This window comes from Novacetimonas hansenii JCM 7643, from assembly GCF_000964405.1.
GTDB classification, from domain to species: Bacteria; Pseudomonadota; Alphaproteobacteria; order Acetobacterales; family Acetobacteraceae; genus Novacetimonas; species Novacetimonas hansenii.
Genome location: NZ_BANE01000050.1, coordinates 17061 through 31508, shown reverse-complemented (window position 1 = coordinate 31508; position 14448 = coordinate 17061). Strand labels below are relative to the sequence as shown.

Annotated in this window: 11 protein-coding genes; 7 read left to right on the top strand and 4 right to left on the bottom strand. The window is 59.0% G+C overall.

The window, feature by feature from the left end:
- Positions 1-2 precede the first annotated feature (2 nt).
- Genes B7G66_RS03500 through B7G66_RS03485 form a run of 4 tightly spaced genes read right to left on the bottom strand, consistent with a single transcriptional unit; the run spans position 3 to position 6174 of the window.
- Positions 3-1013 (bottom strand): LLM class flavin-dependent oxidoreductase, encoded by a 1011-nt coding sequence (locus B7G66_RS03500; RefSeq protein ID WP_003619196.1) that lies wholly within the window; start codon positions 1011-1013, stop codon positions 3-5.
- On the bottom strand, positions 1010-2791 hold the full coding sequence (locus B7G66_RS03495) for a hydantoinase B/oxoprolinase family protein (protein WP_003619197.1): 1782 nt from the start codon (positions 2789-2791) through the stop codon (positions 1010-1012). The genes B7G66_RS03500 and B7G66_RS03495 overlap by 4 nt, the downstream gene beginning before the upstream one ends.
- Entirely contained in the window at positions 2788-4866 is a 2079-nt protein-coding gene (locus B7G66_RS03490; protein WP_040510664.1) for a hydantoinase/oxoprolinase family protein, read from the bottom strand. The genes B7G66_RS03495 and B7G66_RS03490 overlap by 4 nt, the downstream gene beginning before the upstream one ends.
- Positions 4867-4902: 36 nt before the next feature.
- On the bottom strand, positions 4903-6174 hold the full coding sequence (locus B7G66_RS03485; RefSeq protein ID WP_003619201.1) for a threonine synthase: 1272 nt from the start codon (positions 6172-6174) through the stop codon (positions 4903-4905).
- Positions 6175-6430: 256 nt separating this feature from the next.
- Between B7G66_RS03485 and cofH the strand changes: the two genes are divergently transcribed.
- The 7 genes from cofH (at position 6431) to B7G66_RS03450 (ending at position 14420) form a co-directional block, all read left to right on the top strand.
- Positions 6431-8833 (top strand): 5-amino-6-(D-ribitylamino)uracil--L-tyrosine 4-hydroxyphenyl transferase CofH, encoded by a 2403-nt coding sequence (cofH, locus tag B7G66_RS03480; protein ID WP_003619203.1) that lies wholly within the window; start codon positions 6431-6433, stop codon positions 8831-8833.
- A gap of 35 nt (positions 8834-8868) precedes the next feature.
- Complete coding sequence (gene fgd, locus B7G66_RS03475) at positions 8869-9879, top strand: glucose-6-phosphate dehydrogenase (coenzyme-F420) (RefSeq protein WP_003619205.1); 1011 nt, start codon at positions 8869-8871, stop codon at positions 9877-9879.
- Positions 9876-10646 (top strand): coenzyme F420-0:L-glutamate ligase, encoded by a 771-nt coding sequence (gene cofE / locus B7G66_RS03470; RefSeq protein ID WP_003619206.1) that lies wholly within the window; start codon positions 9876-9878, stop codon positions 10644-10646. Before fgd ends, cofE begins: the two co-directional genes overlap by 4 nt.
- Positions 10643-11608 carry a 2-phospho-L-lactate transferase gene (cofD, locus tag B7G66_RS03465; RefSeq protein ID WP_003619208.1) on the top strand — a complete coding sequence of 322 codons (966 nt, stop codon included), beginning with the start codon at positions 10643-10645 and terminating at the stop codon, positions 11606-11608. Before cofE ends, cofD begins: the two co-directional genes overlap by 4 nt.
- A 1-nt stretch (position 11609) precedes the next feature.
- Entirely contained in the window at positions 11610-12287 is a 678-nt protein-coding gene (gene cofC, locus B7G66_RS03460) for a 2-phospho-L-lactate guanylyltransferase (protein ID WP_003619210.1), read from the top strand.
- Entirely contained in the window at positions 12272-13543 is a 1272-nt protein-coding gene (locus tag B7G66_RS03455) for an MFS transporter (RefSeq protein ID WP_040510667.1), read from the top strand. Before cofC ends, B7G66_RS03455 begins: the two co-directional genes overlap by 16 nt.
- A 76-nt stretch (positions 13544-13619) precedes the next feature.
- Positions 13620-14420 carry an IclR family transcriptional regulator gene (locus B7G66_RS03450; protein ID WP_003619215.1) on the top strand — a complete coding sequence of 267 codons (801 nt, stop codon included), beginning with the start codon at positions 13620-13622 and terminating at the stop codon, positions 14418-14420.
- Positions 14421-14448: the final 28 nt, after the last annotated feature.

Here is a 14448-nt window from a genome sequence, read left to right as displayed (position 1 = left end):
CGTCATAACTCCGGGATGACCTGTTCGGCGAAAATCTGCATCTGTTCACATAATTCGTCGGGCGAACTTGCGGCAAAATACAGACCAAGGAAATGGGTTACCCCGGCGGCTATCAGCCTATGCATCTTGGCCACCACGGTCTCCACGCTACCGACAAGGTTGATGTCCTCCATCCCTGTGGCGGACTGTCCCTTCAGGGTGGATGAACGCAGCGACATCAGGTGTTTGTGCATCTGGCTTTGCTGGTATTTTGCAATCGCTTCCTCGTCCGTCCTGGCGACATAGGCGACGAATTGCGGGGCAATGGCGATCGTGTCGGGGTCTCGACCTTCCGCCGCGGTATAGTCACGCAGCATGGAAACCATGTTGCCAAGCTGCCCCGCAGGCATGCCGGCGGGGATCCATCCGTTGCCCCACCGCGCCACACGTTGCAGGTGCTGCACCGAATTGCCACCAAAATATAGCGGCAGGTCGGGTTGCAATGGTTTGGGAAAGAACTCGACATCGCGAAAATGATAGTATTTACCCTGAAAGCTTGCCTCACGTTCATTAAACAATTCGCGCAGGGCGCGTACGCCCTCTTCAACCATCTCGCCACGATGCACCTTGGCATCTGGCCACAGGGCGTTGAACTCCTCCCGGTAGGCACCGACGCCCACGCCGATTTCAAGCCGGCCGCCTGACATGTGGTCCAGGGTTGCGATCTGTTTGGCTGTCACCACAATGTCACGACGCATCGGCAGGACAAGGATGCCCGTGCCAAAGCGTAGCGTCGTGGTCTGCGCGGCCAGCCATGCATAGGTTATCAAGGGCTCCCAAAAACGTGGCGGCGTGGGGAATTCCGACCGCACATAATTCTGGGTCGTCATGTGGTCATTGCCCCACACGGAATGATAGCCGAGGGCCTCGGCATGTTTTGCAATCCGTAGCAGCGTTGACGGGTCGGAAAATGGGATGGGGAAGGTCAGCCCCTCCATCCCGGTCGGGAGGCCGACACTGACGAGTGCGGTCATGTTCGTGTTCCTGCCTTGGCCATGCCATTACGATGTCGATATGTTGCGTCAAGATCAACCTGTTCATTGGCATCAAGTATGACGCCATAAAGCGTGACGGCACATCGGGGGGAAACCAGGCCATTCCTGACATCGTGTGCCACGCGTTCGGGGCACCGTCGCGTGGGATCACCGATCCCGCCGCCGCCGGGCATCTTGATGGTCAGGTGCATGCCTGCCGGGATAACCTGGCGCCCCTTGCCACGCAGGGGCGTGGAATCGCCCAGCACCAGCCGCCCGGCCAACCCATCCATTCCACCCGCACGCCCACGTGGCGGGTGAAGGACGCGGTCGAAATTCGCGCTCAGGGTAAAGGGGCTGTGCTCGGTGCTGGAGACTTCCATGACCTGTCCCAGCCCCCCCCGGAATTCGCCCGCCCCCCCGGAATCGGTCCGGTATTCCTTGGAATGGATCAGGATTGGTGACATGGATTCCGTAATTTCCACCGGCACGTTGCGTACCCCGCTTGGGAATGCGGTGGCGGACAGGCCGTCGCGGCCGGGTCGTGCGCCGGTCCCGCCTGAATGGAATGACATCACATTGAATGTCCGTGCATTTGCAAGCTCTGCAGGGGCGACATCCACCATCCCTGCGCCGCCAGAGGCAATCAGGTTCCACAGGCATGATGTGCCTTCCGCCGGTACGGCAGTCGGACCAAGGATCTGTGACAGGCACCCGATGACGACGTCAGGCAGGAGCTGTCCTATGATATGCCGTGTTGCGACTGGTAATGGATAAGGGGCGTTAAGGATCGAATCTTCGGGCGCGCAGATGCGTATCACCTCCAGCGAGCCCGCATTGTTCGGGACCCTGGGGGCGACCATGCATTTCACGCCAAAACTGGCATAAGCCTCCGTATAGCAGAACGGGACGTTGATACCGAAACGCGACGGAGGGGACGACCCTGCGAAATCGACACAGATCCCATCGGTTTCGATGCTGAGGGTCGCGCGGATCCTTATGGGCAGGTCATATCCGTCGGAATACATCTCGTAATGGCTGCGGCCAGGGGGCAGGGCGCGTATCGCATCCAGCATGGCAAGGCGCGACGTGTTGATGATGTGTTCCGAAAGCATTTCGATGTCATCAAGGTGGAATTCATCAAGCATCTGTACGAAACGCTGCTGGGCCACTGTATTGCATCCCATCAGGGAATAGACATCGCCCACCACCTGTTCGGGTTCACGCACGTTACAGTGGATGAGGTCCATCAGGGTCTGGTCGACCTCTCCCCCCCGGGTCAGATAACGGATCGGTACAAAAAGGCCCTCTTCAAAAATGGTGCGGCCTTCTGGTCCCATGCCGCGACCGCCAATGTCGATCACATGGCAGGTGCTGGCCGCCATCGCCACGACTTTCGCTGCGCGGAAAATTGGTGTCAGAACGGTAAAGTCATGAAGATGCCCGGTACCTTTCCACGGGTCGTTGGTAATGAACGTATCCCCCTCCCGCATTGTGGCGACGGGGAAGCAGTCGATGAAATGCCGGATCGCGCGTGCCATCGAATTGACATGGCCCGGGGTTCCGGTCACGGCCTGGGCGATCATGCGCCCCTGCACATCGAAAATCCCTGCGGACACATCGCCTGCTTCACGGGTGGAGGTGCTGAACCCTGTTCGCACCAGCATCAATGCCTGTTCCTCCACGACCGACAGCAGGCGGTCCCACATGACCTGTAACCCGATACGTTCCAGGCCGTCCGTCGGCGGGGGGGGCGTGTTCTTATCCTGGCTGGTCATGCCTCGATCCTTGTCATGACGATATGGCCCAGTTCATTTATTGTCGCGCCAAAGCAGGCGGATACAAAAGTTGTCGTTTCATCTTCCACAATCAGGGCCGGGCCATTGACGGTGGTCGTAACCGGCAGTTCCGCGCGCTGGTATATGGCGACATCGATCTGTCGTGACGTGCCGGGGGCAATGATCCTGCCCATGACCGGTTGCGCCGTGCCCGTGGTGGGAATGCCCGATGGCGGGGGCAGCCGGGCATCAACCGGCGCACTCAGCCGCAACGTCCATCCCGTTATCTGTACCGCAAGGTTGGGGATGGTCCGCCCGAACTGCCGGGCGTATGCTGCCTCGAACAAGGTGCGCAGGGTATCTGGGTCGCGTATCCGCGTGGGCGGGATGTGTACCTGCACTTCATGCCCCTGCCCGTGATAGCGCATGTCAGCAACCCAACGGGCTTCCAGCCTGTTGAGATCACCGCGTATCGCCGGGCCGATGACAGCATGCGCTTCATCAAGCATGCCCTGATGCAGGCGTTCAAGGGCACCCAGCCCGGAGGTTGCATCCAGCGTCAGCAGATGGGTGCGCGCGATGTCACAGGCGATCGGGGTCAGCAGAAAGCCGATCGCCGATCCTACGCCCGCGCCCGTTGGGACAATAACCTGTCGGATACCAAGTTTTTCCGCCAGCCGCGACGCATGCAGGGGGGCGGCGCCCCCGAACGCGATCATGGTGCGTGATGTCAGGTCACAACCTTTTTCCATGGCGTGTACACGCGCGGCATTGGCCATTGATTCCTCGACAATCTCGATAACGGAACTGGCTGCCGCCGCAGGGGACTGACCCGTGATCATGCCCACGGCATCAACAAGGGCCGACTGTGCCGCAGTCGTATCGAGCTTCATGCTGCCCCCGGCGAAGGTTTCGGCACGAATGCGTCCACAGACCACGTTGGCGTCCGTGACCGTCCCGCATGTCCCACCGCGACCATAACAGGCCGGACCTGGGGTTGATCCCATGCTTTGCGGCCCGACCTGGATACGTTTCATCGCGTCCACTGTCGCGACGGAACCGCCGCCTGCCCCGATTTCCACCATGTCTATGACAGGAATGCGGATGGGAAGCCCGCTTCCCTTCAGGTGGCGGTAATGGCGCGCGACCTCGAAAAAACGTGAAAAGAGGGGCTGGTTATTGTCAATCAGGCAGATTTTTGCCGTCGTCCCTCCCATGTCGAATGATACGATTTCCGGCAGGCCATAATGCGCGGCCAGTGCCACGGCCAGTACAGCCCCACCGGCAGGCCCGGATTCCACCAGCCTGATCGGAAAGTGACGCGCATGCGCGCATGTGGCGAGGCTGCCTGATGAGGTCACCATGAACAGGGGCGCCATGACGCCCCGTTCATGCAGCCGGGTTTCAAGGCGCCCGAGATAGGTGTCCATCACCGGTTGCACATAGGCATTCGCACAGGCGGTGGACCAGCGTTCGTATTCCCGGATTTCGGGCGAGACCTGTCCCGACATCGTGATGGAAAGGTCGGGCGCATGGGATTGGAGAATTTCGCGTGCCCGTTTTTCATGGACAAGGTTGGCATAGGAATGCAGGAAACATATTGCCACGCTCTGGATATCGTGGCGCCGAAAGACGTCAATGGCGGCAATGATGGCGTCTTCGTCCAGTGGCGTTATGACCTGGCCCGCAGGCCCCAGCCGTTCACGGATCGGCAGGCGCAGGTGACGCGGTACCAGCGGCGGTGGCCGTTCCATCAGGATATCGTACTGTTCGAAACGGTTTTCATAGGCCATTTCAACAGAATCACGAAAACCCTCTGTCACGAGCATGGCGCACCGTGCGCCCTTGCGTTCAATCAGCGCATTGGTGGCAAGCGTCGTGCCATGGATGATGAGGGATAAGTCATTATATCCCACATCTGCATCGTGCAGGATCAGGTCCATCCCCTGGAGGAACGCATCATCGGGCATTGCGGGGGTTGTCAGTACCTTGCGCGTGTGGACCCTGTCCCCCACGCTTAATACAAGGTCGGTAAAAGTCCCGCCTATATCAACGGAAAGTTTCGGAGTGCGCATGATATTCCCTGACTGAATTCTGGGTGTCCGGCATGGTCATGCGCCATGCCCTGTATGAAGTGAGGCCAGATCCACGCCATAGACATCGCGTGCCGTATCAAGGGCATCGTCGAGGATGGCGGAATCCAGCATGGCGATGGGTGGGGGGGAGGGTGTTTTCATACCACTCGCGGTGCCCAGTACGACCACGCGGTCATGCGCGGAAATCGTGCCTGCGCGTACCAGATTTTCCACAGCGGAAAATGCAGCGGCAGAAGAAATTTCAAGCCAGGAACCTTCTGTTTGTGAAATCCTGTCCTGCCATTGCAGCATGCTGGAATCCTCGACCTTGACCGCGATCCCTTGGCTTTGCCGCAAGGTATGAAGTGACTGGAACGTGCCACGGTCGGTCCCGATGGATGTCGCGATCGACCTTCTGTTCTGGCGCGTGGCGGTTGTATATTGCGCCCCTGTTTCCATGGCATGACATAGGGAGCCAGAGCTTTCCGCCGCGACCATGCGTGGCAAGCGCCGGGTCCACCCCATTTCAAGCATTTCCTTGAACCCGCGCCAGATCATCGAAAGCGCGTCGCCATAACAGACAGGGAGTACAACCCATTCCGGAATGTCCCAGCCCATGTCTTCGGCGATTTCATATGCGATGCTCTTGTATCCCTCAATCGCGATGGGGTTGCTGCCTGTCACCGGCATGCAGAAAGGGGAGATTGCAAACCAGCCCATCCGCGTGACGCCCTGCCGCAGGAGGGCAAGTCGGTCGTCGGCATGTGCAGTGACAAGGACAATCCCGCCAAGAGCGCGCATCTGTGTCATCATGTTGCGTGGTGCGTCGGGTGTTGTGAAAATCACGCAGGGCATCCCCGCCCTGGCGGCGTAGGCGGCAGCGGATGCCCCAGCATTGCCCGAGGAGCTTGAGACGATAACGGATCTGCCCGATGCCCTGGCATAGGACACCCCCACGCAGGCCAGCCGGTCCTTGAACGATCCGGTTGGGTTGCGCGTTTCATCCTTGAGCAGCAATGTCGCAAGCCCAAGTGCTTCTGCTGTCCTGTCCAGCGCAAGCAGTGGCGTTCCCCCTTCGCCAAGGGTAACGGCCTGTTGCGCCGCGACCGGCAGCATGGGGCCATATCGCCACAGGCCGCGTCCCTGTGGTATACACGGACGTGGCGCCGTCAGGGCCGGGTTATATGTAACTTCCAGGCCAGCCGCGAGGCTCCCCGTGCAACGGGTGCATCCGTCGAGGCTGTCGCGCAGGGGGTAGGGTGTGCCACATCGCAGGCATCTTAATCCCGTGGCATAAGTGTCAGGCATGCGTGCGTTCCCGATATCAGGGTTCACAAGAATAAATCTGTTCCGCTGAGCGGAATAAACAATATGTTTCCTTGAACACGTTTCGATGATGAATTGAGACTTGCTTTCTTGTCAATTCATTGTTTAAGTTATTTCACGAAAATAACAAAATCGCGTTTTTTGTTCCGTTATATAGAACATTTTGTTTCTGGTTCTGGTTGGTATCCTGCTTTCGTTACGGATGTATCGCAACAGGTGTGTATCGTGGGGCAATGTGATGGCCATATTTGAAACGACGCAATACGCCCCGGAACATCATGCACAGGCGCAAGCCCTCCTGCGTGAAGTACAGGGCATGTCGGCACAGTCCTTGCATGCAGGGGCATTCGCCCGTGCGCGATCGCTGTCCGGTCGTGTCGTGACTTATTCGCGCAAGGTTTTTATTCCACTGACACGACTATGCCGCGATCAGTGCGGGTATTGCACTTTCGCCGCGCGCCCGGTGGATGTGCCCGCGCCGTATCTCTCGGTCGAGGAGGTATTGGCGATCGCAGGGGCCGGGCGGGATGCCGGCTGTCACGAGGCCCTGTTGACGCTGGGGGATCGACCGGAAAGCCGGTATCACGTCGCACGCGAGGCGCTGGCGCGGATGGGTTTTGACTCCACGGTTGATTATCTGGTGCATGTCTGTGACGCCATCATGCGGCAGACAGGGCTGATGCCGCATGTAAATGCGGGAATATTATCCAAAGAAGAAATGCAGCGCCTGCGTGCGGTCAGTATCTCGCAAGGGATCATGCTGGAAAGTACGGCGACGCGGTTGTGTGAACGTGGGGGACCGCATTTCGGGGCGCCGGACAAACGCCCCGAAATCCGTCTTGCCATGATCGCCGAGGCGGGGGAACAGGCTATTCCCTTTACCAGCGGGATACTGATCGGGATCGGGGAGACACGCCTCGAACGTATCGACGCGCTTCTTGCCTTGCGTGATCTTCACCGTAAATACGGCCATATTCAGGAAATCATCGTCCAGAATTTCCGTGCCAAGGCTGAGACGCGTATGCATGGGTGCGCAGAGCCGGATCTTGACGACCTGTTGTGGACCGCAGCCATGGCGCGGCGTATCATGGATGATGAGGTGAGCATACAGGTGCCCCCCAATCTGTCCTATGCCGTGTTTCCCCGTATCCTCGAAAGTGGCATTTCTGACTGGGGCGGCATTTCGCCCGTGACGGCGGATCATGTCAATCCCGAGGCACCATGGCCACAGGTAGCGCAACTGGCCCGTGCCTGCCGTGAATACGGGCTGGAACTGGCGCAGCGCCTGCCGATTTATCCCCGGTATGCGCAGGATCTGGAACGGTGGGTCGATCCGGCGCTGCATGCGATGGTACGGCGCAACATGGATGCGGAAGGTTTCGCGCGGACGGATGGCTGGAGCCCCGGCCTGGATGTCGGTCTGCCCGCGCCCGCCATGGGCGGGAACAATGTCGGGCGTGACCTGCAGTTCATCCTTGGGCGTGCGATGCATGGTGACAGGTTGGGGCATGCGGAGATCGTGCGCCTGTTCCAGGCCCGTGGGGATGAGGTCGAGGCCGTACGCATCGCGGCCGATGACCTGCGGCGTACGACCTGTGGTGATGTTGTGCGCTATGTCGTGACCCGTAACATCAATTATACCAATGTATGTGGGCTTTCCTGCCGTTTTTGTGCGTTTTCAAAGGGGAAGACACATGAACATCTGCGCGGTGCGCCTTATGACCTTGCGTTGGAAGAAGTTGCACGACGCGCGCGTGAGGCATGGGAACGCGGGGCAACGGAGGTGTGCATGCAGGGCGGGATCAGCCCTGATTACACACATCAGACCTATATGCAGTTGTTGCGTACGGTCCGGCAGGCAGCACCCGGGCTGCATGTCCATGCATTTTCCCCGCTGGAGATCGCGCATGGCGCCCGGCTGGCCGGTGTATCGCTGACAACATATCTCGAACGCCTTCAGGAAGCTGGCCTGGGGTCCTTGCCAGGGACAGCGGCCGAGATCCTTGATGATGGGGTGCGTGAGCGCCTTGCCCCCGGTAAGCTGGGAACGCGCGGATGGCTGGAGGTGGTGGAGGCCGCGCATGCGGTCGGGCTGCGCACCACGTCCACGATCATGTTCGGCCATATCGAATCCCCCCACAGTTGGGCCGCGCACCTGCTGCACCTGCGTGACCTGCAAGGCAGGACAGGGGGATTTACCGAGTTCGTCTGCCTTCCTTTCGTACATATGGAGGCCCCGATGTTCCTGCGCGGTGAATCGCGCATCGGGCCGACCTGGCGCGAAGTGGTCCTGATGCATGCGGTCGCGCGGCTGGTGCTGAATTTCTCAATCCCCAATATCCAGGCATCATGGGTCAAGCTTGGCGCGCCGGGGATCGGGCGGTTGTTGTCGTGCGGGGCGAATGACCTGGGCGGGACATTGATGGATGAGAGCATCTCGCGTGCTGCTGGCGCCGTGCATGGGCAGGAGTTCAGCCCGGCGCAGATGGAAGACGTAATCGTGGCATCGGGGCGGCTGCCCCAGCAGCGTACGACATTGTATCAGGCGGTACACGAAGAACGCCGGGCCTGCAGCATGCAGGCGCGCCCATTGGAGGCCAGGGTGCAGACACCGTGGAAAAAACGCAGGGATCATTTCTAGCAAGCAAACGTTATCCCGATCGGGATGGGGGTATAATGCTCAGGTTTGGTTACAAGGCTTCGGCAGAACAGTTTTCGCCCACACAACTGCTGGCACTTGCCTGCGCGGCGGAGGAGGCGGGGTTTGATTCCGTTTTCATCAGCGATCATTTCCAGCCGTGGAAGCATACGGACGGGCATGCGCCATTCTCGCTATCATGGCTTGGCGCGGCTGCGGCCCGCACCGACAGGATCGTGCTGGGCACCAGTGTTCTGACCCCTACATTCCGCTATCACCCGGCTATGGTGGCGCAGGCGTTCGCGACGTTGGGGGTCATGTTTCCCGACCGCTTCATCGTCGGGGTCGGAACGGGTGAATCCCTGAACGAGGTCCCGGCGACAGGTATTGCATGGCCGGAATTCCGCGAACGTTTTGCCCGCCTGCGTGAGGCCGTCGATCTTATGCGTGCCTTGTGGACGCAGGAGCGGGTCACTTTTGACGGGCAGTATTATCATACCCGGAACGCCACCCTGTATGACCGGCCAGATGTCGCACCCCCTGTCTATGTCGCAGCGGGCGGCCCGCTTGTCGCGCGTTATGCCGGGTATATGGGGGACGGGTTCATCTGTACCAGCGGAAAGGAACCCGCATTTTATGATGAAAAGATCATTCCAAATATTGAACAGGGCCTGTCACGGCGGGAGGGCGCGACCAGCGGTTATGGCCGGATGATCGAGATGAAGGTGTCATTCGATACGGACATCAAGGCCGCGCGGGAGGCCACGCGCCATTGGGCAGCGCTGGCTCTGTCCGCCGAGGAAAAGCATTCGGTGGCCGACCCCATGGAAATGGAGGAACTGGCCCGCGCGCTCCCGCTGGAGCGCGCGGCCGCCCGGTGGCAGGTCTCTGCCGATCCAGAGGAACATGTGGAACAGGTTGCAGCTTACATCAGGCGTGGTTTCAACCATCTGGTGTTTCATGCTCCCGGCCCGGACCAGCAGCGTTTCCTGTCGCTGTATGCGAAAGAGATCCTTCCGCGCCTGCGGCGACGGTTCGGGGCGGCATGAATACCGCACAGTACACCGCCATTGCCCTGCCTGGCATTCCCGACGTGCGCAAAGGGGATGACCTGGCGCGGATTGTCATGGATGCGCTGGATCAGATGGGGCAGGTGTTGCAGCATGGTGATATCATCGTGTTGGCCCAGAAAATCGTCTCTAAGGCGGAAGGTCGCGTTGTCCTCCTTGATGAGGTGACTGTCACGCCCGAAGCCCGCGACCTGGCGCACCGCGTCAAGAAAGATCCGCGGCTTGTCACTCTTGCGCTTGCGGAATCGGCGCGTGTCGTGCGGGCGCTGCCGGGATTGCTGATCCTTGAGCATCGATTGGGATTTGTCATGGCGAATGCAGGCATAGACCAGTCCAATGTCAGCAGCCCCGATGGGCAGGCATGCGCCTTGTTGCTGCCTGTTGACCCTGATGAAAGTGCACGCAGGGTAGCGGATGCCCTGTATGCCCGCACCGGGTGTCGTATCGCGGTGCTGGTCAATGACAGTTTCGGTCGCCCATGGCGACAGGGCACCGTCGGGGTGTGCCTGGGGGCGGCAGGGTTTCCTGCCGTGCAGGACCTTCGCGGGGAATGCGATATGAATGGTCGTGTCCTGCACAGCACCGTCGTGGGACTGGGCGATGAAATCGCCGCCGCGGCATCCCTGCTGATGGGGCAGGCGGCACAGCGGCAACCGGCTGTGCTGATCCGCGGATATGCCTGGGACGTGCCGGAATGCAATGCCCGCGCACTTGTGCGTCCGCTTGCGGAGGATCGGTTCCGATGACATATGACCATGTTGCAGGACGCAGGTTCCTGGCAATTTCAGGCGGTGTCGGGGGCGCCAAGCTCGCACTTGGGCTATATCATGCCCTGCCACCGGAGGATCTGTGTATCATTGCCAATATTGGCGATGACTTTGAACATCTCGGGCTTTATATCTGCCCTGACTTTGACACCCTGCTTTACACATTGTCCGGCGTTGCAAATCCTGTGCAGGGATGGGGGCGTCGTGATGAGACATGGACCTTCATGCAGGTCCTGCGCCAGATCGGGGATGATGCCTGGTTTCTGCTGGGGGATGGGGATCTGGCGCTGCATGTGGAGCGGACCCGCCGCCTGCACCGTGGGGAGGGATTGTCGGCGATCATGGCCGACATCACGCGCCGGATGGGCGTAGGTTGCACCTTGCTGCCCGCCAGTGATGCCCCCCTGCGAACTTTTCTTGATACCAGCGAAGGACGGTTGGATTTCCAGACCTATTTCGTGCGTGAACGCTGCATCCCGGTTGCGACGGGGATTGCCTTCGAAAGCATCGGCGCGGTCCAGCCCCACCCGGAGATCCTGGCCGGTCTGTCTGATCCGGCGCTGGCGGGGATTATCCTGTGTCCCTCCAATCCTTTTCTGAGCATTGATCCGATCCTTGCCGTGCCTGGCCTGCGTGACGCATTGCGACAATCGCCCGCACCGGTCATTGCCGTATCCCCCGTGATTGCCGGAAAGGCGGTGAAGGGACCGACCGCGAAATTGATGGCTGAACTGGGGCTGGAGGTCAGTGCAGCATCTGTCGCGCGGCATTATGCCGATTTTGTCGATCTGTTCGTACTTGATGAAACGGATGCGGCATTGCGTCATGACATTGATGTGCCCTGTGTAACGGCGCAAACGCTGATGACCACGCTGGAGGATCGTGTGGCGCTGGCCCGGCATGTGTGCCAACTGGCGCAGGCCATGGGCAGGAACGGGTGACATGACGGGGATATGGGCCATCGTACCAATCAAGGACACACATTTTTCAAAAAGCCGGCTTGCCCCGGTGATGTCCGACAGGATGCGTCGGCAACTGGCCCTGATCATGTTCGAAGATGTGCTGACAGCCCTGCTGCACGCACCAGGGCTTGAGGGGATCATGGTACCGACACCAGATGTGGAAATCACCCGCATCGGGCGTCGGTACGGGGTCGAAATCATGGCTGAACCCACGCCCACTGATTACAACCGGGTTGCCCGGCAGGCCGCATGCCGTATTGCGGAACAGGGGGGGGATGCCGCGCTGATCCTGCCTGCCGATATTCCCCTGCTGACATCAGGTGAGGTGCAGGCCGTGCTGTCTGCGGCCAGTGCGATGCAGGTTGCCATCCTGGCCGCGCGGGACGGGATTGGTACAAATGGACTGTTGTTACGCGGTCCAGACGTCATGGTGCCTCATTTCGGCATACACAGTCTGCATCGGCACAGGCAGCTCGCGTGCAGCCATGGCCTGTCCCACACAGTGATGGATTTTCCGGGGTTTGGATTCGATATCGATACGAGTTTGGATATATATGATCTGTGGATGCTGGCGTCACCGACGGAAACGGGACGTTTTGTGGAGCAGGCCATCCGCAGGGGTGAGATCAAGGTAGAAAAGCCATGTCAGGTTATGTAGAGACCCGCTCCGAAGTGCCGGGACAATCGCTGGAAGATATGGCAGGGCGGTCCACAGGGACATCGCCCACAGCGACATCCTACGCCTTGGTGCCACTGATCGTACTGTGTCTTGTGTATATCCTGTATGCGTGGGACCGGATGGCGATACCCGTCGAACTGGTGGAAATCAGCCGTGCCTATGGCTTACAACCTGTCACGGCGGCAACGCTTTCATCAATCTTCACGCTTGGTATCTCGCTGTTCGTACTGCCTGCGGGACTGGTTGTCAGTTATCTGGGGATACCGACCTGCTTTGTTGGCAGCATTATCCTGTTTTCGCTGGCAACAGGGTATACGGCCATCGGGATCTCCGCGCCGGACCTGCTGGTGGCGCGGTGTGTAACGGGACTTGGCGAAGCGGTCTTCAGTGTCTGCCTGCTGTCATTCCTCTCCAGCCTGTCGGAACGGCGCAAGGGCATGTTCATTGGTCTGTCCACGACCATTTATGGTCTGTCGGGCATTGTGGGCGCACCGTTGATCGGTGCGGTACAGCATGGGTTTGGGGACTGGCGGGCCATTTTCTATCTGCTGGGTGGTGGCGGGCTGGTGTTCGGGGTCATCCTGAAATTTGCCCTGCGACAGATGACTTTCGTGGCTTTGAACCAGAGTACGGCCACGGTTCGGGAACGCTTCGCCTGTGCGATGTCCGGGCAGATGCCGCGCTTATACGCAATCATCGCAATCAGTGGCATGGGAACCTATTCGGTGATTACCATGCTGGTGAATTTCGAACGCACCTACAATTCCCTCTCGCTGGCCCGTGCCGCGATGCTGTTCAGTTTTTTTAGCATCGGCAGCATCCTTGGCGGGGCACCGCTGGGTCTGGTTGCGGATATCGTTGGGCAGAAACGGGTTATCGTCGCTTCCGCATTTACCAAGATGATTGCGGGAACACTGCTTTTCATGTTGCCATTCCATGCCATTTCCACAACGTTTCTGGCCATTATTTTTGGTATTGGGGTGGGGGGGATCTATGTGAATGCCTGCGCCATCATACAGCGTCATGTGGCGGCATTCGCTGCGCCGACCGCAACGGGTATCCTGTTATGTATCTACTATGGAACGGCATCGGTATCCGGGCCAGTGTTTCAGCAGGTCATGAAACATCTGGGCGTGGGGATGGGACCCGTCGTATTCTACGGTGTGCCCTATGCGATTGCCGGTTGCATTGCGTTGACGCTTGCGCTTCCGCTTCCGTCACGCAAAGCATCATAGCAGGTGGCATCTTTCCCGTTGAAATGCTCTCTCGGGTCTGACAGCCTGATGGTTCATTCTTGCAGGGATTATGCCAATGACAGGCCCGCAGCGACATGATGAATTGAAAGTGGAAGGAAACCAGTCCCTTTCCAATGCTCTGTCCCTGATTGATGTGCTGCGGGCAAGTCATATGGACAAGGGGGTGCGCGAACTGTCGCGTGAACTTGGCCTCGCCCCGAGTATTGTCCATCGCCTGCTGGTGAGCCTGCGTGAACGTAATTACGTTGAACAGGATCCGGTGACTACGAAATATCGTGTCAGTGCCCGTATCTTCAACGCGGCGGGGTCACTGCCACCTGCCTGCGCATTCCTTGACAAAGGCATGATTGGCAGACTGACACAGTTTGCGCAGCATGTCGGGATGGATGGCTATGTCGGGGTGATGCGTGGGAACAGCGTGATCTATGTCGCGACCACTGCAACACGTTTTACAACGGCAGATGCAACGGTGGGAGATCAGACCTATCTTCATACTACGGCTTTGGGAAAGGCCCTGCTGGCGGGATTGGAAAGCCGTAAGCTGAACACAATTGCGCGGATGATCGACCTGACCCCCCGTACCGACAGAAGTATCGTATCCACGCGAAACCTGATGCAGGAAATCAAGGCGGTGCAGCGTGACGATGTTGCATTCTGTCGGGGCGAGAACCTGGAAAATATTTTTGCGATTGGCGTTCCGTTACGGAATGATGAAAATCACACGGTTGCATCCGTCAGTTTTGCCACACAGGAATATGCGCATTTCATGCAGGCGCAGGATATTGTGACGCAATATCTGCGTGAGAAAGTCCAGGCCATGTTTCCCATGACAGGATCTGTGCCGGCTTCTTTTTGAAAATACACATGATTATTGCGTATGTCTT

What these genes read in the sequence shown, in the direction of transcription:
- B7G66_RS03450 (WP_003619215.1), top strand. Translation starts at nt 13,620, where the DNA reads ATGACAGGCCCGCAGCGACATGATGAATTGAAAGTGGAAGGAAACCAG.
- fgd (WP_003619205.1), top strand. Translation starts at nt 8,869, where the DNA reads ATGCTCAGGTTTGGTTACAAGGCTTCGGCAGAACAGTTTTCGCCCACA.
- cofC (WP_003619210.1), top strand. Translation starts at nt 11,610, where the DNA reads ATGACGGGGATATGGGCCATCGTACCAATCAAGGACACACATTTTTCA.
- B7G66_RS03490 (WP_040510664.1), bottom strand. Translation starts at nt 4,866, where the DNA reads ATGCGCACTCCGAAACTTTCCGTTGATATAGGCGGGACTTTTACCGAC.
- B7G66_RS03455 (WP_040510667.1), top strand. Translation starts at nt 12,272, where the DNA reads ATGTCAGGTTATGTAGAGACCCGCTCCGAAGTGCCGGGACAATCGCTG.
- cofH (WP_003619203.1), top strand. Translation starts at nt 6,431, where the DNA reads ATGGCCATATTTGAAACGACGCAATACGCCCCGGAACATCATGCACAG.
- B7G66_RS03485 (WP_003619201.1), bottom strand. Translation starts at nt 6,174, where the DNA reads ATGCCTGACACTTATGCCACGGGATTAAGATGCCTGCGATGTGGCACA.
- cofE (WP_003619206.1), top strand. Translation starts at nt 9,876, where the DNA reads ATGAATACCGCACAGTACACCGCCATTGCCCTGCCTGGCATTCCCGAC.
- cofD (WP_003619208.1), top strand. Translation starts at nt 10,643, where the DNA reads ATGACATATGACCATGTTGCAGGACGCAGGTTCCTGGCAATTTCAGGC.
- B7G66_RS03495 (WP_003619197.1), bottom strand. Translation starts at nt 2,791, where the DNA reads ATGACCAGCCAGGATAAGAACACGCCCCCCCCGCCGACGGACGGCCTG.
- B7G66_RS03500 (WP_003619196.1), bottom strand. Translation starts at nt 1,013, where the DNA reads ATGACCGCACTCGTCAGTGTCGGCCTCCCGACCGGGATGGAGGGGCTG.